We start from the raw sequence: 20,046 nt of genomic DNA, 5'->3' as shown, positions 1-20,046 counted from the left end.
AGTATGATGAACAAACAATATTACTTTACTCCAAGGCCATTAATAAATCCTAGTGCTCGGATTTTCTGTTTTCCCTATGCTGGTGGAACTAGTAGCATTTATCAAGATTGGGCAAGTTATTTTTTGCCGCTTAATATAGAAGTAGTAGCTATTAGCTTACCAGGACGAGGGGCCCGTTTTGCAGACCCATTTGATGTCACTATCGAAGATGCGATATCTAAAGTGTTAAGTGAGTGTAGAGATGCCCTTAATAGCCCATTTTATTTATATGGGCACAGCAATGGAGGGCTTTATGCCTATGAGTTTGCCTGTCAGCTAGCAAAGTTAGGCAGACTCTATAATTGTAAACATTTATTTATTGGAGCGAAGTCAGCGCCAAGAAAAAAAAATTGTCGTGATCCTTTACATTTATTATCCGATTCAGAATTTCGACAAGCACTTCGTGACTTAGGAGGGACACCTGAAGCTTTACTTGCGGATCAACAGCTATTGGATTTGTTATCACCTATGCTTAGAAATGATTTCCGTTTAGGTCACGAATATATGCTTACTGAACCTGAATATTGTTTAAATTCCTTACCTGCTACCTTAATTTATGGAACTGAGGATAAAGATGTTGGGCATAAAGAGGTATTAGGTTGGCAAGAGTTATTACCTAAAGCTGAATTACATGCAATTGAAGGCGAGCATTTTTTTATTCATCACCAGCAGGCTGAACTCATAAATAGTTTGTTGGCTAGGGTTACAACAAAAACGAAAGGAATAGGATGATGAGAATACTCTACAATATATACTTAATTATGGCTTTATTGTCTGTCTTAGGAGCTCCAGCAGTCGCAAAATCTATTAACGGAGAAAATAACAACATTATGGAAACAACACAACTAAATATTTTATATATGGGTAATAGCCATACTAAAAGACATAATATTCCAGAATACGTTAGATCGATAGTCGAAGAAGCTAGACCGGGTGTGAAGGTGAATTCATTCCTCGCGCCTGGAATTCTATTTTTAGATCAGCGATGGAATCACGGACCTAGTCGTAAAATGCTAAAAAATAAAGAGCTTACGCATGTTGTACTACAAGCACAAAAATACTCACAAAGCCGAAGAAAGTTGTACTCTACTAAGGAAGCAAAAAAGCTAGTTTCTCTTGCAAAGGAATTTGGTAGTGTACCCCTTTTGTTTCCTGAGTGGGGCCAGCGAGGCCGTCATTGGGAAGGTAAATATGTACATGATATTTATGCCAATATTGCTAGCGAATCTGGTGCTTGCTTGGCTCCAGTTGGTTTGGCGTGGGATAAGTTTTTATTGTCATACAAGCTAGGGTTACATGATATTGATGGAAACCATGCTAATCAAAATGGAGCGTATTTTACAGCTATTGTTTTAGCGCAAAGTATTTTAGGTATGCCAGCAAATGAGCTAGATAATTCTGCAATAGCACCAGTTGATTTGAATATACAAAAACAAATGAAGAATATTGCAGCTGCAGTGTTCAAACCCGAGTTAACTATGTGCCTTTAATAAATGTTTTGCGAAAAATTACGGCCATTAGTTTGATTGGTTTCAGTTTTATTGCGGTCTTATTAAATTTTGGTGAATAAGTGGTTGCGAGCTATTAACTACTACTTTTTTATAATATTGTGGTTTTCTCTGCAATCAGAGATTCATTAATTTTAAAGGAAAAATAATGTCGAAGAAGCCAGCTAAAGCTAAGAAAAATGACGCAAAACTTGCTAAGAAAGAAGTGAAATCAATCAAAAAAGAAATCAGTGCTCGTAAAGAAAAAGTTGCTAAACAAAAAGCAAAAATTGGTAAGCTTAAAAAAGCACTTAAAAAATCGGCTTAATATAAAGTTGTAGCAAAATCACTGTTTAGTGGTTGGCAATGATGATAAAACTACCATCATTGCCGATATCGCTTTACTCAAGTAACATATTTCAATAAGTTACTCTAAAGCAGCTTAAAAACTATAAGTAATGTTACCGTAAATAAAGCGGCCATCTAAACTATATGGAGTAAACGGGCTATAACTAAATATTTGATTAAAATCACTAAAGCCAATATTACTCACTGTATCTTGTGGGTATTGATCAAATAGGTTGTTCGCACCGACTGCGACTTTCCATTGCTCTGATGGGTGGTACGCCACTTCAAGATCTGTAATCCATTTTGCCGCAATGACTTCATCGCCTTCAGGCGTACTTGAAGTATCCGTGACTTCGCCGTAGCGAGTTGCACGTAATGTTGTTTGAAAATCAGCAAAGTCCCACGTTGCTGATAAATTCCATTTATCGGCCGGTGTGCCTTTTTCAAAGCGCGTGATCTCACGACGAGAAAAATACTCGTAGTCATCACCCAGTGCTTCGAGTTCGGCTGGATTATCTTTTACATGAGTCACTTTTGTATCATTAAAGTTCACCGCAGCGCTTAAACGTAAGTCACCATAACTCTCTAAACCTAACGAGTATGTTGCTACAATATCAACCCCTTGTGTGCGTGAGTCAATTGCATTGGTGAAGTAACGAACACTTTGTGTGTTGAGCTCGCCTGCTTGCGCTAAAATTGCTTCAACTTCAGGACCTTGTAGATTTTCAGATAAAACAATGCGGTCATCTATTTCAATTCTGTATGCATCAAATGTTAGGCTTAAGTTGCCTTGAGTAAAGATAAATCCAGCAGTCATATTTACTGACTCTTCCGCCTCAAGAGCACGGGCACCAAGCGCTTTTGCTGCAGGTTCATCTACTGGGAACAAACCAACTTCACTAGGAACACCATTTTCAAACACCGTGCTTACAGACTTATAACTGGTTTGGGCAAGAGAGGGGGCTCTGAACCCTGTGCTAATGGCGCCACGAAGCGATAGTGACTCGTTAATGCTATAGCGTGATGCGAGCTTTGAGGTAAAGGTGCTACCAAAATCGCTGTAATCCTCAAAACGCCCCGCTAGTACAATATTCCAATCTTCAGTTAAGTAAGTATCAAACTCAGCAAATACAGCTATATTATGACGGCTTTTATCGGTGGTGTTCTGTGGTGAAAAACCCGCTAATACTTGAGCACCGCCAGCAGCAACCGGATCACCGTTGTCATCAAGTACGGTGATATAAGATGCTTCTTCACCTGCTTTTATTTGGTATCTCTCATGGCGATACTCAGCACCAATAGTAACGAATACATCATCGGGTAAGCCAAAATCAAAGCTGTTATTTGCATCCATGTTTACTAGGTATTGCTCATAAACAAGTGCACCGTTATCAAATTCAGTAGGGCTATCTATTCCCATTGAGGTATTTATACTATTACTAACACCTAAACCAAAGTCGTTTAAACCATAGTTGGTACTTACATCCCATGCCCAGTCATGGCTTTCGCCGTTTAGGCCAATGGCGAATGAGTAGTCATCTACGTCTGTATTAATTTGTGGTAAAAAGCCGTCAGGGTAAACCTCAGGTATATTACGTGTGTCGTTCGCACGGCGATAAAAACCAGCAGAGTTACCTTTACGGTTTGAATAGCTAGCAAATGAATACAGTGACAGCGAATTGTCAAAATCGTAGCCTAGGTTATAAAACAGCGCGATGTCTTCAATATCGGCTTTACCAAAGCGGTGATTATAGCGGTCAAAATCAAACTCTCGTGAATCTAAAGCGCCAGTTTCATCTCGGTTATATTGCTCACGTTCGTCAATACCTGAACGATTGGTCGGTTCGTTATTACGCGACTCAATTGAAATATTAATAAAGCCATTATCAGCCAACGAAAAGCCAGCATTAGCACTGGCAGTACGTGAAATACCATCTTTTAGTTTGCGATCGCTGCCTTTAGTAAAGCTTAAATCGCCTGATTGGTCAGCATTGGTACTTAACAATTGGGGAGAGCCTGCCATTTGTGTATTGTACTGGCCAAAGGTGTAGCTAACGGTTCCACCGTCATCGGTATCTTTAAGGATGATGTTGATCACACCTGCAATAGCGTCAGAACCATATTGCGCGGCTGCACCATCGCGTAACACCTCAACGCGCTTGATAGCTGAGGTTGGAATATTATTTAAATCGACTGCGGTTGAGCCACGCCCTACAGTGCCACCTAAATTTAAGAGTGCACCTGAATGACGGCGTTTACCGTTGACCAACACTAGAGTGTGATCTGGCGCGAGGCCACGAAGCACGGCAGGTTTTGCGTGATCAGTGCCATCTGCAAGGGTTGCACTTGGGTAATTAAAGCTTGGTAATTGTGCAGCAAGAACTTGGCTGATTTCTAGTTGCCCTGTTGTTGCAAGGTCGCGGCTTGTTAATAAATCTACAGGCACTGTGCTTTGAGCAATACTACGCAAGCTACGACGAGTACCAGTGACTGAAATAACTTCAACCTCTTGTGCTGTTGTATCCACTGTCTGCTCAGCAGCGATTGCAGTCACTGAAGCCCCAAGTGTACTTGCAATGGCGAGTTGCAAAGGTAACTTTTTAAAAAATGTCATTGTTGATCCCGTCTGACTATCGTGTTTTAGCGCAGTCTATATAGCCAGTTAGGAACAAACAAATAACAATAAAATATAGTATATGTATAACAAGCGAGACTTGTTAATCGGGTTTTTATATTGTTAATTACGTGTTTACGCACGAACAATTATTTTATTTCTACCGTCACTCTTAGCTCTATATAAAGCGGTGTCGGCTGCGCAAATTAAAGCTTCATAGGTGCGGTATTGGTTATTGTTTTCGCAGGCAATACCTTGGCTAACGCTAATTTTAACGCCTGGCGGTAGACCAATATCGGTAAAGGTCATGGCGTTTATTTGTTGTTGGATATGTTTTGCCACTACGTTTGCGCTTTCACGGTTACAACGCGGTAATATCACTGCAAACTCTTCACCGCCGTATCGCGCAGCTAAACAATCTCTTGAAGGGATACAATCTAATATCACCTTGGCTATTTTTTGCAGGCATTTATCACCTTTAATATGGCCATAGGTATCATTGAATTTTTTAAAGTGATCCACATCAATCAGTATACAGCTTAGTGCTTGTTTACTTTGAATGCTATCAGCCCAGTATTTTTCTAATGACTCATCGAGCGTTAACCTATTTGCTAAACCAGTTAAGTGATCGGTCGATGCCTGTATTTTTAATTTATTATACATTGCTTTATGTGAGCTAATATCATGCAAAATACATAAATAAAGTTTTTGTGCGCTCGCTATGCTATTTGGCATGCTTGATATTGATAAGTCGGCTTCAATAATACTGTCATCAGATTTAGTTATTTTAACTTCGTTGGGGCCAAAGTTAAGGTGGGTGTCTTTTATTTCTAACCAGTTTAATAATGTATACATGTATTTGTCGCGATCAGTATTATATAAAAAATCTAATATACTTTTACCAATTAACGCTTGTTGTGAATCCCCCAATAATTGAGCGGCTACAGGGTTTACAAATTCAAAATTACCATGTTGGTCGATTACAAACATGCCCTCAGCTGTGCCGTTAAACAATTCAATTAAAGAACCAAATTGCAGATGAGACAAAGAGGTAGACAGGCTACTTCCAACTTGCTCTGTTTGTACATGTGTAGCCAACAGTTGGCTGTTATTATTAGTTTGGTTAGACACGTTAATTCCTTTACGCTTTGCTATACGTTTTTGGTGTCTACTAATTTATGAAAAAAACAGCAAATATACCTTCTGCTAACCTTCTGGTTTTAAGTTATTGATTATTTTGGTTTATTTTTACTTTACACAGGTTTTTAACTAACTTGTGCAAAGTGTTAAGTTGTTATTAGCCTGTTTTAGTTAGGTTCTCTATCGTTTTCAACTTGTGGATCGGGGCTTTTGTAAGTTTTACCACCACGCTCAACTACAAAACGCATACAAGTAAGACCTGTATTTAGGTTTGAATCAAATATACAAATCGCTTTACCACCTTTTATTAGCGCACCGGCAAAATCTTCTTTAGCACAGCGCTCTTCAGCACCTTCAACTTCTGAGAACTCAACGTCAACGAATGTGATACCCTCGTTGCTAGGGTGGTCTTTAATGATATAAAGGCCAATTGAGTTTGCATCTACAACGCTGCCACCGCCGTTAACTACTTTGCCGTTTTCATAGTAAGTTATGATCGCTTCGTCGTTTTCGTTTATAGCAATGTCTACGTTAAATATAAATGGTGTTAAGGTTGGAAGCATGTTTTTTCCTTTTCGATTGTTATAGTTCAAAGTTACTGATACCCAAATTAATTAGACTGTTTTTTAAGCCTATAATCTCGGCTTCTCTATTTAAGCAAGTATACGCTTTAATGAGTGGGTAGGTATAATATATACTTTTGCTTTTTTTACTCTCTAAAATGGAAAGTATATTTTGGCAATATTTTTTTCTTTCTTCTTTGTTTGGAGTGATTTTTGCGTTAATTAAATGTAATTTTACTAAAATAGAGGTGAAGCTACTTTCGTCAAATAGATTTAGTTGTTCTTTATAATAAGTATTGCTTTCAAGCTTTTTTAAAAGTTTTTTTGCTTTTGTCTCAAAACCTCGTTGTAAAAAATATTCAATTAAACTTAGTTGTGTATTAATTATTACTGTACTCTTAAAATCCTCTAGCGCAATAAAGCTGAGTATTTCTTCAGCTTTACTATTGATTTTTTTGTTATCAGATAACATTAATTGCAAAGCTAAAAAACGATAATAAGAACGCTGAATTTGATTGTTATCAGGGTCTTGTAAACGAGCAAGATTAATCGTATTTGTTGCTTGCTCGGCTTTTTTATAAGCTGCGCTTTTGTCAGTAAGGTAACTTAACAAATAACTTTGTTGTATGTAATTTGACGCAAGCCCCTTATATAAACTAGCGTCATTAGGGTACTTACTCAACATGGTACTTAGTTCGTTCGCTGCACTATTAAACATAGTAAGCGTATCATTAAAGTTTCCTAACTTTTCCTCTGTACTGGCAAGCCAACTAAGAGTATCAGCCCTATCGCGTAGCAAATTTTTGTTATTGGGTTTAAGTTCAAGAGCTTTGTTTTTCAGGGTTAGCGACTTAGTAAAATTTTGTTTTGCAGCAGTGTAGTTAAATTGGTTTAGATACAATGACCCCAGTGAATTATGTGAGTACGATAGCTCCATAATGGAGTTAAAATTATTGGGTGCTAACGAATACATGGTTTCACTATAAGCGTGGTATTTTTTAAATAATGGCTCAGTGGCGGCGTAATCACTGTTATCATAATTAAGTTGACCCAGCCAAAAGGCATTAGCGCCTGCAAGCGTGAGTAGCTCTAGGTTGTGTGGTTGGGTTTTTAATAATTCCTCAAGGCGAGTGCGGGCGTTTTCAAAGGCAGTAAAGGCTTCGTCTGTTTTACCGCGGGAATAAGCTACTTCTCCCATGGCCTCAAGGGTTTGTGCATATTGAAAGCGGTTGTTAAATTCTGTTTTTTGGTCGGTAAAACTAAAGAGAGAACTGCGCTCTTCTGCTTGATTGGTAAAATATTCCAGCGCTTTATTACTTATGCCATCAAGTAAGTCCATGCGTTTTACGCTACGTAGTTTGTCAGCAAATTCACCCACCATAAAACCGAGTAAACTTTCTGCTTCTAGGCGTTTTTGTTGGGCTACTTGCTCAGCGTGGTAGCTGCGCACACTCATTGTAATGGCAATGACACTGATAACAAAAAACACCGCAGTGGTTAATTGTAGTAGGCGTTTATTACGTTTAGCTTTTTTGTTTGAGGCTTGAAGCAGAGCAGCTTCAGAGTTTGATATTTTAAACAGTGGGCTATTAGCAATACTTTGCGCTTCTTGCAGTGGTTTACCTTGGGCTAATAAAAAGTCAGGGTGCTTTTGCTCGTTTAGCCAGCGCTCAGCAGCGTGTTGCAATCGGCTTTTTATGGCAAGGCTTTCTTGGTGCTCGCTTATCCAACTAATAGCACGTTGCCAATGACGCAGTAATGCTTCGTGGGCTAAGCTAAAACAGGCTTGCTCATTTTTAAGGTGTGACACAAATAAGCGGCTGTCGACCATCGCTTGTACTAGCTGGTTTTGCGCTGGATTGCTTAGCTCATCCCAACGTGCTGCGCGGCTGGTCAGGGTTTCACCATCGGCGTTTAAGGTAATTAATCTAGACAGTATTAAACCCAGTTCAACTTGTTGTGGTTTGGGTAATTGCGTAAATACCTGTTCGGCTTTTTGGCCTATTGCGCCTTCAATACCGCCTAATGCTTTGTAGTGTGAAACCAATAACTCATCATTTTCACTGCGCTGTAAATACAATTGTTGCAAGGTGTATTGCAACATGGGTAGGGCGTCTGGGTTATTTATTGTGTCGTTACAGAGTATTTCATCCAGTGGTGTTTGGTGTTCAGGATCAAGCTGCCATTTAAGGCCGGCAGCTAAAGCTGGAAGGCGTATCATCTGTTTGAGTTCAGCGCGCGTTGGCGCAAGTAAATCAAAATGAGCACCATTGGCTTTGCCTGCCATTAAGCTTGGCTCGTTGACAATATGGGGATAGAAGTCATTACGGCAAGCACTAAAAATTATCATGCAATCGCTGCTAGAAAATAACTCAATTAAGGCGAGAAATTGACTGCGCTCTTGCTCGCTAAATAACGCTGATGAGAGTAAGACTTCAAGGCGGTCAATAAACAAAAATAAATAGGGTTTTACTTGGTTTACTTGCTGCTTTAGTGCTTTTTTACATAGATCAATTACTTGCTCTGGCGATGTTAATAGCAACTCGCATAGCGCATCTGCACTAATAACGTTGAAAACAGGGGTATGGTTAATTTCTAAATCAAGTAAGGTCGAGGCTAAATCAAGAAACAATCGCTCTTTGTTTATATCGGCAAAATCGAGCTGACAGTATGATTCAACCCGAAAACCATCGTAGCCAGCGCCACTCATTAATGCTGGTAAAACACCAGCGTTGACTAATGATGATTTACCAGAGCCACTTGAGCCAAGTAATAAACAAAACGCGCGGCCATAACTAATTTGTGTTGAAACACGTTGTAGCAAGGTGGAAATTTGTTTGGAACGACCAAAAAAAACATTGGCTTGCTCGGGTGAAAAAGCGCTTAGGCCAACAAAGGGCGAGTCACCTTGCCAGGTTGTATTATTTGCTTTTTGCTCGTCATCAAGGGGGAACCTAATAGGAGCAATAACACGATAACCACGTTTACGAATGGTTTCAATGTACTTAGGGTCGCTCGCTTTATCATTAAAGGCTTTACGTAATTGAGTGATAACTTTGTGTAACGGGTTGTCACCTACAGCAATATTTTGCCAACAATGATTTATTATTTCGTCACTGGAGAGTAGTTCACCTTGCTTTTCACAAAGTAATAACAGCACATCCATTGCTTTGGGTTCTAGTTGCTTGACGTTATCGGCCAAGCGAAGGGTATTTGTTGCTGGCGTTACTTGCCAATCACCAACAAAAAAGATAGGTGTGCTCATGCTTTGCTCATTATTGTTATTTAAGCAGTATTTACTCTATTAGCATCCTACTGCAAGAGTAATTTTAATACAATATTATGAGGTTAATGAGGCTGACAAGATTAAACAGTAGCCGTTAAAGCTTTATTTTTGCCCATCTGCATGGCACTTATAAGCCACATTATTAAACCACCAGCAAATAATGCAGCTGCAACGTAGCCGGTTTGATTGGGTAGAGCACCATTTGCTATAACTAACCCACCAACCCAAGGGCCAATCGCATTTGCAACATTAAATGCGCATTGTACTAATGCTCCTATCATGGCATGGCCGTTTGGTGACACATCCATTAGCATAGTTTGAATAACGGTACCTAGACCTACGCTACAGCCAATAAAGAAGATAACTACATACATGAGCCAAATATGCTCACTTGCACTGACGTACATAGCTGCAAAGGCAATAGCGCTTAATAGTGCTATGCCTGTTGTATATAACGGTGAGTGATCTGCCGCTTTACCGAGTATGTAGTTACCCAATGTGCAGCCAATACCAAACATAATCATAGCAATAGAAATAGTATAAGCTGGGGTGTGTGTAACTTGTAAAATTGTATCGGCTATATATGTGTATATGCAAAATACACCACCAAAGCCAATAATTATGATGCCTAAAATAGACCAGACTAATTTATTTTTAAGTACGCTTACTTCACCTTTTATATTTGATGCTTGTTGATTGTCTTTATTTGGCACTACTTTATAAACCAAAAAGAATGCGATAAAAGCCAGTATTGCTGCACCAGCAAGGCAATAACGCCAGCTAAAATTTTGTCCGATTAAGGTAACTACGGGTACACCTACAATGGTTGCGACGGTCAGGCCCATAAATACTTTAGACATGAAGCTTGCTCGTTTACCTGATGGGGCAATGTCTGCTGCCAGCAATATAGCAGCGCCAAAATAAGCGCCGTGGGGTAGCCCACTTAAAAAACGAAACAGTACTAATTGCTGCAATGATGTTGCAATAGCACTTAGACCATTAGCTACACACATCATAGCTAAAAAAATTAACAAAGCTTTACGCTTACGCATATTAGCCGTACTGAGCATTAATATTGGTGCACCAACTACTACCCCTAATGCATAGGCGCTTATAGCAAAGCCGGATTGTGTAGGTGTTGATGAAAATGTTTCGCTGATTAACGGGAGCATTGGCATCATCGAAAACTCAGAAAGGCCTAAAATAAATGTGCCAAGTGCCAGCACCAATAAAATAGCAGAAGTACTTAGCGCATTGTTAACAGCTCTAGGTTGCAAAGACATAATTAACCCTTGTAGATAGAAACATAAGAATATGAGAGTAAAACAAACTACGTTAAAGCCCTGAATCAGTAATGCAGAATACGTAATAGTGGTATGCTTTAATTTTATTAGGAACGTTCCAATGGTTGTGATTTTACAGCTCGATATTTAATAATCAATGATTAATTTGATCTATTAGCAAGTAAATAAGGTATTGTGTGGGTCGAGTTTAAATAAATATTGCGGAGCAGTAAGATGAAAAAATTAAGTAGTATAGTATGCCTATTGGCTATTTTGCTTGTGGTACTTCCTGGGCCTTTGTATAAATGGCAATTAATTGAGCTTAGTACCGCTTTTACCGGCATTCGCTATGGTGTATTTGCTGCAATTGCAGGGCTTATTCTACTTGTTATTCAAGCTGGTTTTTTTCGTAAAAGCACACACTGGCCTTTATTTGCAACAAGTGCAGTATTTGCCATTGTTGCAGTGGCTATGCCTCTTAATATTATGAGTAAAGCTAAAAGTGTACCGCCTATTCATGATATTTCGACTGATGTAGTTACTCCGCCTGAATTTGTTGCTATAGCAGAGCTACGAGCTGATGCCCCTAATCCAGTTGAGTACGCAGGACCAGAAACCGCAGCGCAGCAGCTTAAAGCTTACCCAGATCTAACCACACTAAAATTTAAAGAGAATACAAAACATGTTATCCGCGTGTCGATTGACTCGGTAAAAAGCTTAGGTTGGGAACTGGTGAGTGCTGATGTTGAAAACGGAATAATTGAAGCCACAGATACAACCATGTGGTTTGGCTTTAAGGATGACGTTGTTATCCGAGTGATTGCTAAAGGTGATGGCAGTGAGCTAGATATTCGTAGTAAGTCACGAGTAGGCAAAAGTGATTTAGGTAAAAACGCAGAGCGTATAAATCAATTTATTACCCAATTAAACACAGAACTTACTCAGCTATAATTACCTCAGGTTAATCAGGCTTTGGTAGGGCATGCTGCTAGGTAGCATGCTCGTTGCCACTTAAAAGGTGCGACAATTTGTCGCGTGTTCAGCCTTGCCACCAAGTTATATACTTTGCTCATCTAAAACTCGTTATAAATAAAGAATAAAATGAGCAGCAAATTATCATCTTCAAAAACACAGTATGTACTTTCTCCTTTAACGCTTAGTATTGCATGTTTACTTTCTCCCTATGCACTTGCTGATAATTCAATTGAACACATTGAAGTTCAAGGTCAACATATTAATTCTCATGCAAATTTAGGTAATGCAGATCAGCTACTAAGTGAATTAGGCGTTGATTTTTCTGCTGCGGGTGGTGTGTCTAGCCTGCCTATTTTAAATGGTATGATGGGCGATAGAGTAAAGGTTTTAGTCGATGGCGCAGACATTACAGCGGCATGCGGTAACCAAATGAACCCACCTTTGTCTTATATATCAGCAAACCAAATTACCTCATATCAAGTGGTGGCAGGTGTTTCACCTGTGAGTGCTGGTGGCGATAATATTGCAGGGGTGATCAGTGTTAATTCTATAGCTCCTCAGTACAATGATAGTGATTCATTAAGCTGGCATTCGGGTTATGTTTCTGCACAATACCGCAGTATTAATAACGCGCAAGCTGTGGGCGTTGGTGCTCGTATTGCCAGCGACACATTCAGTTTAAGTTATCAAGGCGCATATGAAGACGCCGATAGTTACGAAGATGGTAACGGGGATCTTGTATTAGATACTTTGTATCGCGCCCAAAACCATGCACTAACAGCTGCATTAAGAGATGAAAAGCAACAACTCGTTGTTAAATTAACACATCAAAAAATACCGTTTCAAGGGTTCCCAAACCAATATATGGATATGACTGATAACACCAGTTACGGTTTGATCAGCCAATATAAACGCACAATCGAAAGCGGTGAGTTTCAAGCTCAGATTAACTATAACGATGTAAAGCACGAAATGGGTTTTTTCACAGCTGAAAAAACCGGCATGATGCCGATGAATACCGATGCGCAAGATATGAGTTATCAACTTAACTGGCGTTTAGAGCTCGACAAAGACACCACATTATTATTAGGACAAGAATACTTTGGTTATCGCATTGATGATTGGTGGCCTGCGATTGAAGGTTCAATGATGATGGGACCGAATGATTACGTAAATATAAATGATGGTGAACGCGATCGCTACACTGCTTTTGCAGAGTTACAAAAGCAGCTAGATAAAAAGTGGTGGGTATCAGCGGGCGCACGAATAGAATATGTGCACACGGATGCTGGCGAAGTACAACCTTATAGCGATATGACCATGGATGGCGGCATGGACGATATGTCGGGTATGGATTCAATGGGTGATATGTCGGGTATGGGCGACATGTCATCGATGATGATGGATGATCCAAATCAAGATGCAGCAATGGCATTTAATGCTATGGACAGAGAACGCAGCGATACATTAGTTGATGCAAGCTTACTCGTGCGCTATCAAATAACAAATGAAGATGAGCTAGAATTTGGCTTAGCACGTAAAAATCGAGCCCCTAATTTATATGAACGCTACAGCTGGGGAGTGAGTACCATGTCAACCAGCATGATTGGTTGGTTTGGTGATGGTAACGGTTATATTGGTAACCCTGATTTAGAAGCAGAAACCGCGCATACACTCAGCAGTAGTTATACTAAATCAGCGAAAGATGATACTTGGCAGATAAGCGCCAATGTTTGGTATACCCAAGTTAATGATTATATTGATGGCACGGTTGTGGGGAACACTAACCGAACTGAAATGGCCATTACGCAGCGAAATACGCTCCAGTTTACTAATTTAGACGCTACTTTATACGGTGGAAAAATTGAAGCCGCTGTACGAATCAGCGATAGCAAAAGCGCAGGTACATGGGACTTAACAGCGGCTATTACCAGTACTCATGGTGAACGTGATGACAGTAATGAACCACTTTATCAAATTATGCCATTACACAGTAAAATAGCATTAGCTCAGCAAATGGGTAATTGGCAGAGTTCACTCAGTTGGGAGTGGGTTGATAGTAAAACACGTATTGATCCTCGTCGTCTTGAAAATCAAACAGATAGCTATAGCTTATTAAATTTACAGACGAAAGGTACGTGGGATAAGCTAACGGTTAAACTAGCTGTAACAAACTTACTTGATGAATACTACCAACAGCCACTAGGTGGGGTGAGTATCGCGCAGTTTAATGTGGATCAAAGCCAAGGCTTTACGCAACTTGCAGGGCAAGGTCGTTCAATTAATTTGGGTATAAGTTATAGTTTTTAGAATTATTAATTAAGAATAAAGCTATGACTATAAATAGCTTTATTCTTCTTCAGTTTCATCTACATGATTAAGTTGGCTTTGCTCTAACGCTAACTTTTCACGCTCAGCCTTTGAAACATAAGCAGGCTTATTACTTTTATGTAATTTTGCGTTAGCGCGTTTATCTTTTTTCTGGAATTTAGTGACGATCTTCTTTCTACGGTTCATGTTTGATTACGCTAACAGCTACTTAAAATTGGTGGCGTAGTATACAGCGTATAAGCCATGTTTAGCTATTTAAATATTCAATCTTTAATAACTGGTACAAAGCTGGCTAAGAGGGAGTTAACAGCGTTACAATTATAACTTCTTGCCGACCTTTCATTTATAGGAATTTGCCTTGAAAAAGTTTGTTATAGCTAGCCTCGCATTACTCACCGTCAGCGCCCATGCCAATTTACACCAAATCAGTGATGATGCGGCTGCATATGCAGTAGATACATACCAAAATGCACAAATTCATACTCTGACCAATTTAGTATCATACCCAACAGTCAATCAAGAGGGGGTAGCTACGCCTACTAACCCAGAATTTATTGGCTTTAAAGCGTTGTTAAAAATGAAAGCGGCAGAGCTTGGCTTTGACTATCAAGATTTAGGCTACACCGTGTTGATTGGCATGGGGCAGCAGGCTGAAAAAGTCACGATTGTGACCCATGGCGACGTACAACCGGCTGATGCGAGTAAGTGGCAGCAAAGCCCATTTAAAGTAGATAGCACGTCAGAGCCCGGTAAACTCATTGCGCGCGGTACTGAAGATGATAAAGGTGCAATCGCTACAGCACTTTATGCAATGAAAGCCATTAAAGATCAAGGCATAAAGCTTGAAAACCGCATAGAACTGATGATTTATTTAGCTGAAGAGTCAGATTGGGACCCGCTTGAAGAGTTTATGAAAACCTATCAACAGCCTAAATATGCGGTAACGATTGATGCATCGTACCCAGTTGTCGTAGCAGAAAAGGGTTGGAGCTTAATTGCACCTACGTTTTCAGGCAACTCAAACCAAACAAGTGTATATGTGAGTAATTTAGAAGGCGGAGCATTTGTAAGCCAAATCCCAGAGGACGCCAGCGCTATCTTACATAATGCGACAGAGGCAGATATTGAAACGCTTAATACCAATATTGCCGCACTCAAGGATGTCAAAGTTGCTGTTACTGAAGTTAATCAAGGTATTAAGGTATCAGTAAAAGGCACGTCAGCGCATTCATCAGAGCCAGAAGCTGGCTTTAACGCTATTGCCCACCTAGCAGAAGTCTTTAAAGGTATTGAGCTTGAAAATAATAGCGACGGCCAAGCAATTGAGTTTATAAACCAGTTAATTGGCCTTGATTTATATGGTAATAACTTTGGTAAAATTGCTTATAAGCATGATTTTATGGGGCCGATGACAGTTTCGCCTACGTTATTAAAACGAAATGGCAGCGATATTACTTTATCCGTTAATATGCGCCGTCCAGTAGGAAAAACCGAAGCGCAACTTAAACAACAAATAGACACAGCACTGACAAATTGGCAGGCGTCTAATAAAGTGCAGCTCAAAGAGGCTAAAGTGGTTATTGGCACCCCCATGCTGCTTGATAGCGCACCCCATGCCCAAGCACTACTTGATATATTTAAACACTTTACGGGTGATGAAGACGCTGGCTTTGTATCGATAGGAGGGGGCACCAACGCAAAATTATTTGATAATGCAGTGTCGTTTGGTCCCTCAATGCCTGGTAAAAAATACACAGGTCACTCAGAGCATGAGTTTATAACCATTGAGCAGTTAAAGTTGAACCTTAAAATGTACACCGCAATGATGATAAAACTGGGTAATATGTGATGACTTTAATTTAGTCTAAACAAAGGTACTTAAAGGTTAACCACTCTATGACTAGTAGTATCCATGCTGAAAAAGGCATGGATACTATTTTGATTTAAAAATCGCAAGGTGGATTCTCAATAATTGCTTGTGATGTTACTTGGCCGAATAATGCTTGAGTAGCAGCATCACCTGGGAACGTATCACTAAATGTTAATAAGTCTGCAGATTCACCGGTTATGGTCTCATAAAATACGAAAGCAGATAGTAACTTACCTAAGTCTGTTGCATGATTTCCATCAGAGTGATGAACGTCTAATCTAGGTGATAGCTCTAACGCTTTATTCCATGTTAATCCAACCGGCGCAACACAACTAGATTGTTTCTCAGCAATTCCTTCATGTATTCCATGCACGTAAGCGGCATCTGTTGGTCTATTAGCGAGTGGGTGTTCAGGAAAGAGTATAGGTGTGGCGCCTATTGCTTTTGCCCGTTGTATCCATGTTATTGTGGCATTAGTTGGATAGGATATGGTATGGCTTTGCGAGTATTTTTGACCTTGTAAAATAACATGGGTCCATTGTGAGTTTTGTAATGCTTTGATAATGTTTTCGTTGTTAACAATTGTATCGAGAAACAAACCTCCAAGGGTTTTAAAATTTACCGTTTTATTGACTTCTGCATGAGCGAATATTTCTGTTAATAAAGAATCAAGGCCTGCAACATGGCTGTTACCCAATATTAAAACATTATACGTATCAAACTCCCTATTGTTGGGGATAGATAAATTATCCGTCGATTCGATAGGTTGAAATGGAGCATCTGCAACCGGAACTTCATCCTCTGAAGTGTTTGTAGAGCCTCCGCCACATGCACTTAGCATAAGTATTACAGTATAGATAATAAAAAGTTTTTTCATCATTCCCTCGTATTTATTAGTTTCAAGCGCAGAATGCAACCCAGTTATAGTGAACATTGCGTACCTATATTTTATTTTGTGTAAAAAATATAGAGTCTTATGCTAGGGTAAAAATAACCCATTATGTTATGAGTACAAATTAAACTTGGTGCGCTATTAAGTACAAAAACACCTCTTTGTGTCAATGAAAGGTTAATTTTTTGTAATTTAATTTTAAGCATAACATAGGTACACGGGTTAAAAGCAAGTAAGCGAATGCAATTTGTTTGAAGATTGTTTAGTTGTAATTGTGCACATAACTAGATCTATCTTTTATAAAGTACTTAACAATTGTGCCTTAAAATGGTAAAAAGTTTCCATAAGGATAATAAATATAAAAGCTGAGTAGCAGTTACAATGGATTTTTTTAATTTAGCATTTACTTTCCCTACAGCCATTTTTACGGCGCTTCTTTTGGTTGTGATACTTTTTTGGCTGATAACCCTTGTTGGTTTTGCCGATATAGATATGTTCGAATCAGATCTCGATATTGATGCCGATGCAGCGCAAAGCTCAAGTATATCTTCATGGTTTAACATGGGGTTTGGGGGGGTGCCAATTACGGTTTCATTGAGCCTCATTGTGATGACAAGTTGGCTTATCTCCATATACGCTCATAAGTTTTTTTCATTATTGCTAGGTGACGGCATATTATTTTACATTTTTGGAATATTAATGGTGGTTGCCAGTGTGTTAGTTGCTATGCCTATCGCCGCGATTATTTCAAAACCTCTACAGCGCTTTTTTACCAGCGCCGAAACTTCAAAAAGCTCTGACTTATTAGGCTTAGAGTGCACAGTTGTCACGGGCAAAGTAACAAGTACATTTGGTCAAGCGCGCGTGCAGATTCAAGGTACTGAGCAACTTATTCAAGTGCGAAGTAACGATAATGAACCGTTTTCCTCAGGTGACACAGCCGTGTTACTTGAACACCTCAAAGACCAACATTGCTACACCATAGCTCGCAAACCGTGGTAAGTGTATTGCTTGAAATGGTATGCGTAGCATATAAAAACCGATAATTACGTTAGGACATAACATGGAATTTTTAGACAACCTCATCCCTATACTTACATTTGTAGGTATAGCAATAGCGATTATTTTTGCTATCTTGCTTATCGTTGGCAAGTTTTACCGCAAGGTTGAGCAAGGCCAAGCTTTAATTATCAATAAAATGAAAAACGAGCCTGATGTCACCACAACGGGCGGTATCGTTTATCCAGTGATCCATAAAATGGAAGTAATGGATATTTCGACTAAGCGCATGGTTCTTGAGCGAAAAGACAAAGGCGGCTTAATTTGTAAAGACAATATCCGTGCCGATATAGCCATTACTTTTTATATACGTGTTAATGAAAACAAAGAAGATATTTTGCGTGTAGCTAAACATGTAGGGTGTGCTCGTGCCTCAGAACATGACACGCTGCAAGAGCTATTTGAGGCGAAGTTCTCAGAAGCGCTTAAAACCGTTGGTAAACGCATGGACTTTGTTGAGCTATTTACGCATCGAAATGAATTTCGTGACAATATTAAAGAAGTGATAGGCCAAGATTTATCAGGTTATACCCTTGAAGATGTCGCGATTGATTACCTTGAACAAACCTCAATTGATAAATTAGATTCACAAAATATTTTAGATGCTGAAGGTATTCGTCGCATCACCGAAATGACGGCCTTACAAAATGTATCGACCAACCAATTAAAGTGTGATGAGCGCGCTAAAATTGAGATTCAAAATCAAGAGGCCACCGAGAAAACACTCGAAATTGAGCGTCAAAAGCAAGACGCCATGTCACGTCAAGTGCGGGAAATTGAGACTGTAAAAGCCCGTGAATTTGCAGAAGCTGAAAAAGTGCGCCAAGAAGAGCGCCTTAAATCAGAGCAAGCACGCTTACAAGCCGATGAAGCAATTGGAATCGCCGAACAAAACAAACAACGTGAGCTTGATATAGCAGAGCAAAACCGTTTGCGTGTGCTCGGTATTGAAGAAGAGAAGGTATCACGCTCGCGTGAAATTGAAGTGATCGAGCGTGAAAGAGAAACCGAAATTTTACGCATCAATAAAGAAAAGGCCCTAGAGGTTGAGCGTAAAGAAATTGCTGATGTAGTGCGCGACCGCGTGATTGTTGAAAAATCAGTGGCCGAAGAAGAAGAACGCATTAAAGACGTAAAAGTATTGGCTGGCGCAGAGCGTGAAAAAGAAGCGGTAATTATTCGTGCCAAGGCAGAAGCCGAAGAAGCGCTGGTGAAAGACATTGAAGCGGCAAAAGCACAAGAGCAAGCGGCGGAATACAAGGCGCGTGAGCTTGAAACAATGGCTAATGCAGAACTTAGAATAGCGAATCAACAAGCAGAGTCTAAGAAGATTTTAGCGCAAGCGCAGCAAGTTGAAACAGCCGCTAAGGGCCTTGCTGAGGCTGATGTAATTAAAGCGAAGGCGGAGGCAAATGCAATACAAGGCGAAACAGACGCTCGCGTACTGCAACAAAAACTTGAAGCGCAAGCACAAGGTGACCGCGAGATTGGCTTAACACAAGCCCAAGTACAAACCGCGATGGCTGATGCAAACGAGAAACAAGGTGAAGTAGAAGCAATTAACCTTGAGCGTAAGATGCTCGCAGAAGCAAAAGGCCTTGAAGAGAAGCTACAAGCGCTTAACGCAATGGATCAAGATGCCCGTGATTACGAAAGCTTTACGCTGCAACTAAACCAACAAAAAGAGTTAGTGCTTGCTAAGATTTCGGCAAGTAAAGACATTGCAGAGCATCAGTCTCATATTATGGCAAAAGCACTGGGTGACGCTGATATTAATATTATGGGCGGAGACGGCCAGTTCTTTAACCAGTTTATGAGTGCAATCAGTTTAGGTAAATCAATTGATGGTTTAGTTGATGAAAGCCAAACAGTACAAACGGTGTTTAAAGACCACTTAAACGGCGACCGTAATTTAATAGAAGACCTAAAAGGCGTATTAGCAGGGGCAAATGGCTCAGCTGAAACACTAAAGAACTTTAATATGAGTAAATTACTTAAGCAGCTAAGTAATACAACGGCAGCTGAAAAAAGCCAATTACTGAGCATGTTAGGCGGCAATTTAGGTAGCGGCTTAGATGATAAAATTAAACTAGATCCCAAAGACTAGTTTTGCCAATGCTAAGAGCCGCAACAGCAAATGTTGCGGCTTGCTTTTATTA

At 39.7% G+C, this 20,046-nt stretch carries 15 protein-coding genes; 8 read left to right on the top strand and 7 right to left on the bottom strand.

The features are described 5' to 3' along the window. Positions 1-3: 3 nt before the first annotated feature. From AAEU30_RS02600 to AAEU30_RS02590, 3 genes are all read left to right on the top strand, one after another. Positions 4-771 carry a thioesterase II family protein gene (locus AAEU30_RS02600; protein ID WP_421959186.1) on the top strand — a complete coding sequence of 256 codons (768 nt, stop codon included), beginning with the start codon at positions 4-6 and terminating at the stop codon, positions 769-771. Further along, positions 768-1,529 (top strand): hypothetical protein, encoded by a 762-nt coding sequence (locus tag AAEU30_RS02595; protein ID WP_421959185.1) that lies wholly within the window; start codon positions 768-770, stop codon positions 1,527-1,529. The genes AAEU30_RS02600 and AAEU30_RS02595 overlap by 4 nt, the downstream gene beginning before the upstream one ends. 166 nt (positions 1,530-1,695) lie before the next feature. Then, on the top strand, positions 1,696-1,854 hold the full coding sequence (locus tag AAEU30_RS02590; RefSeq protein WP_421959184.1) for a hypothetical protein: 159 nt from the start codon (positions 1,696-1,698) through the stop codon (positions 1,852-1,854). A 114-nt stretch (positions 1,855-1,968) separates the two neighbouring features. Here AAEU30_RS02590 and AAEU30_RS02585 read toward each other — a convergent pair whose 3' ends face one another. From AAEU30_RS02585 to AAEU30_RS02565, 5 genes are all read right to left on the bottom strand, one after another. Next, positions 1,969-4,488 carry a TonB-dependent receptor plug domain-containing protein gene (locus AAEU30_RS02585; protein ID WP_421959183.1) on the bottom strand — a complete coding sequence of 840 codons (2,520 nt, stop codon included), beginning with the start codon at positions 4,486-4,488 and terminating at the stop codon, positions 1,969-1,971. Positions 4,489-4,623: 135 nt separating this feature from the next. Further along, positions 4,624-5,619: a sensor domain-containing diguanylate cyclase gene (locus tag AAEU30_RS02580; protein WP_421959182.1), complete on the bottom strand. Its 996-nt coding sequence runs from the start codon at positions 5,617-5,619 to the stop codon at positions 4,624-4,626. Positions 5,620-5,795: 176 nt separating this feature from the next. Beyond that, positions 5,796-6,191: a DP-EP family protein gene (locus AAEU30_RS02575; RefSeq protein WP_421959181.1), complete on the bottom strand. Its 396-nt coding sequence runs from the start codon at positions 6,189-6,191 to the stop codon at positions 5,796-5,798. A 19-nt stretch (positions 6,192-6,210) separates the two neighbouring features. Then, positions 6,211-9,456, bottom strand: coding sequence for an nSTAND1 domain-containing NTPase (locus AAEU30_RS02570; RefSeq protein WP_421959180.1), 3,246 nt, complete (start codon positions 9,454-9,456; stop codon positions 6,211-6,213). A 101-nt stretch (positions 9,457-9,557) separates the two neighbouring features. Further along, entirely contained in the window at positions 9,558-10,760 is a 1,203-nt protein-coding gene (locus AAEU30_RS02565; protein WP_421959179.1) for an MFS transporter, read from the bottom strand. A 234-nt stretch (positions 10,761-10,994) separates the two neighbouring features. On the opposite strand from AAEU30_RS02565, the gene AAEU30_RS02560 reads away from it, so the two are divergent. Both AAEU30_RS02560 and AAEU30_RS02555 read left to right on the top strand, forming a co-directional pair. Continuing rightward, on the top strand, positions 10,995-11,711 hold the full coding sequence (locus AAEU30_RS02560; RefSeq protein ID WP_421959178.1) for a DUF1499 domain-containing protein: 717 nt from the start codon (positions 10,995-10,997) through the stop codon (positions 11,709-11,711). A gap of 150 nt (positions 11,712-11,861) precedes the next feature. Further along, complete coding sequence (locus AAEU30_RS02555) at positions 11,862-14,045, top strand: TonB-dependent receptor (protein ID WP_421959177.1); 2,184 nt, start codon at positions 11,862-11,864, stop codon at positions 14,043-14,045. A gap of 39 nt (positions 14,046-14,084) precedes the next feature. On the opposite strand, the gene AAEU30_RS02550 is transcribed toward AAEU30_RS02555, so the two are convergent. Further along, positions 14,085-14,252: a DUF2986 domain-containing protein gene (locus AAEU30_RS02550; protein WP_421959176.1), complete on the bottom strand. Its 168-nt coding sequence runs from the start codon at positions 14,250-14,252 to the stop codon at positions 14,085-14,087. A gap of 172 nt (positions 14,253-14,424) precedes the next feature. Here AAEU30_RS02550 and AAEU30_RS02545 point away from each other — a divergent pair, with 172 nt between their 5' ends. After that, a complete protein-coding gene (locus tag AAEU30_RS02545; protein WP_421959175.1) occupies positions 14,425-15,915 on the top strand; it encodes a dipeptidase in 1,491 nt (496 codons plus the stop codon). Between the two features lie 94 nt (positions 15,916-16,009). On the opposite strand, the gene AAEU30_RS02540 is transcribed toward AAEU30_RS02545, so the two are convergent. Beyond that, positions 16,010-16,870 carry a hypothetical protein gene (locus AAEU30_RS02540; protein ID WP_421959174.1) on the bottom strand — a complete coding sequence of 287 codons (861 nt, stop codon included), beginning with the start codon at positions 16,868-16,870 and terminating at the stop codon, positions 16,010-16,012. A gap of 339 nt (positions 16,871-17,209) precedes the next feature. Between AAEU30_RS02540 and AAEU30_RS02535 the strand changes: the two genes are divergently transcribed. Then, positions 17,210-17,830 carry a DUF1449 domain-containing protein gene (locus AAEU30_RS02535; protein WP_421959173.1) on the top strand — a complete coding sequence of 207 codons (621 nt, stop codon included), beginning with the start codon at positions 17,210-17,212 and terminating at the stop codon, positions 17,828-17,830. A 61-nt stretch (positions 17,831-17,891) separates the two neighbouring features. After that, complete coding sequence (locus AAEU30_RS02530) at positions 17,892-19,994, top strand: hypothetical protein (protein WP_421959172.1); 2,103 nt, start codon at positions 17,892-17,894, stop codon at positions 19,992-19,994. Positions 19,995-20,046: the final 52 nt, after the last annotated feature.

The organism is Pseudoalteromonas mucoides (assembly GCF_049257175.1).
Lineage (GTDB): Bacteria > Pseudomonadota > Gammaproteobacteria > Enterobacterales > Alteromonadaceae > Pseudoalteromonas.
The sequence above is the reverse complement of the archived record's forward strand: the minus strand, read 5'-3'. Positions and strand labels throughout refer to the sequence as shown.

Coding starts and splice junctions, on each gene's coding strand:
- AAEU30_RS02600 (WP_421959186.1), top strand. CDS start 4: ATGATGAACAAACAATATTACTTTACTCCAAGGCCATTAATAAATCCT.
- AAEU30_RS02595 (WP_421959185.1), top strand. CDS start 768: ATGATGAGAATACTCTACAATATATACTTAATTATGGCTTTATTGTCT.
- AAEU30_RS02590 (WP_421959184.1), top strand. CDS start 1,696: ATGTCGAAGAAGCCAGCTAAAGCTAAGAAAAATGACGCAAAACTTGCT.
- AAEU30_RS02585 (WP_421959183.1), bottom strand. CDS start 4,488: ATGACATTTTTTAAAAAGTTACCTTTGCAACTCGCCATTGCAAGTACA.
- AAEU30_RS02575 (WP_421959181.1), bottom strand. CDS start 6,191: ATGCTTCCAACCTTAACACCATTTATATTTAACGTAGACATTGCTATA.
- AAEU30_RS02570 (WP_421959180.1), bottom strand. CDS start 9,456: ATGAGCACACCTATCTTTTTTGTTGGTGATTGGCAAGTAACGCCAGCA.
- AAEU30_RS02565 (WP_421959179.1), bottom strand. CDS start 10,760: ATGTCTTTGCAACCTAGAGCTGTTAACAATGCGCTAAGTACTTCTGCT.
- AAEU30_RS02560 (WP_421959178.1), top strand. CDS start 10,995: ATGAAAAAATTAAGTAGTATAGTATGCCTATTGGCTATTTTGCTTGTG.
- AAEU30_RS02555 (WP_421959177.1), top strand. CDS start 11,862: ATGAGCAGCAAATTATCATCTTCAAAAACACAGTATGTACTTTCTCCT.
- AAEU30_RS02550 (WP_421959176.1), bottom strand. CDS start 14,252: ATGAACCGTAGAAAGAAGATCGTCACTAAATTCCAGAAAAAAGATAAA.
- AAEU30_RS02540 (WP_421959174.1), bottom strand. CDS start 16,870: ATGTTCACTATAACTGGGTTGCATTCTGCGCTTGAAACTAATAAATAC.
- AAEU30_RS02535 (WP_421959173.1), top strand. CDS start 17,210: ATGGATTTTTTTAATTTAGCATTTACTTTCCCTACAGCCATTTTTACG.
- AAEU30_RS02530 (WP_421959172.1), top strand. CDS start 17,892: ATGGAATTTTTAGACAACCTCATCCCTATACTTACATTTGTAGGTATA.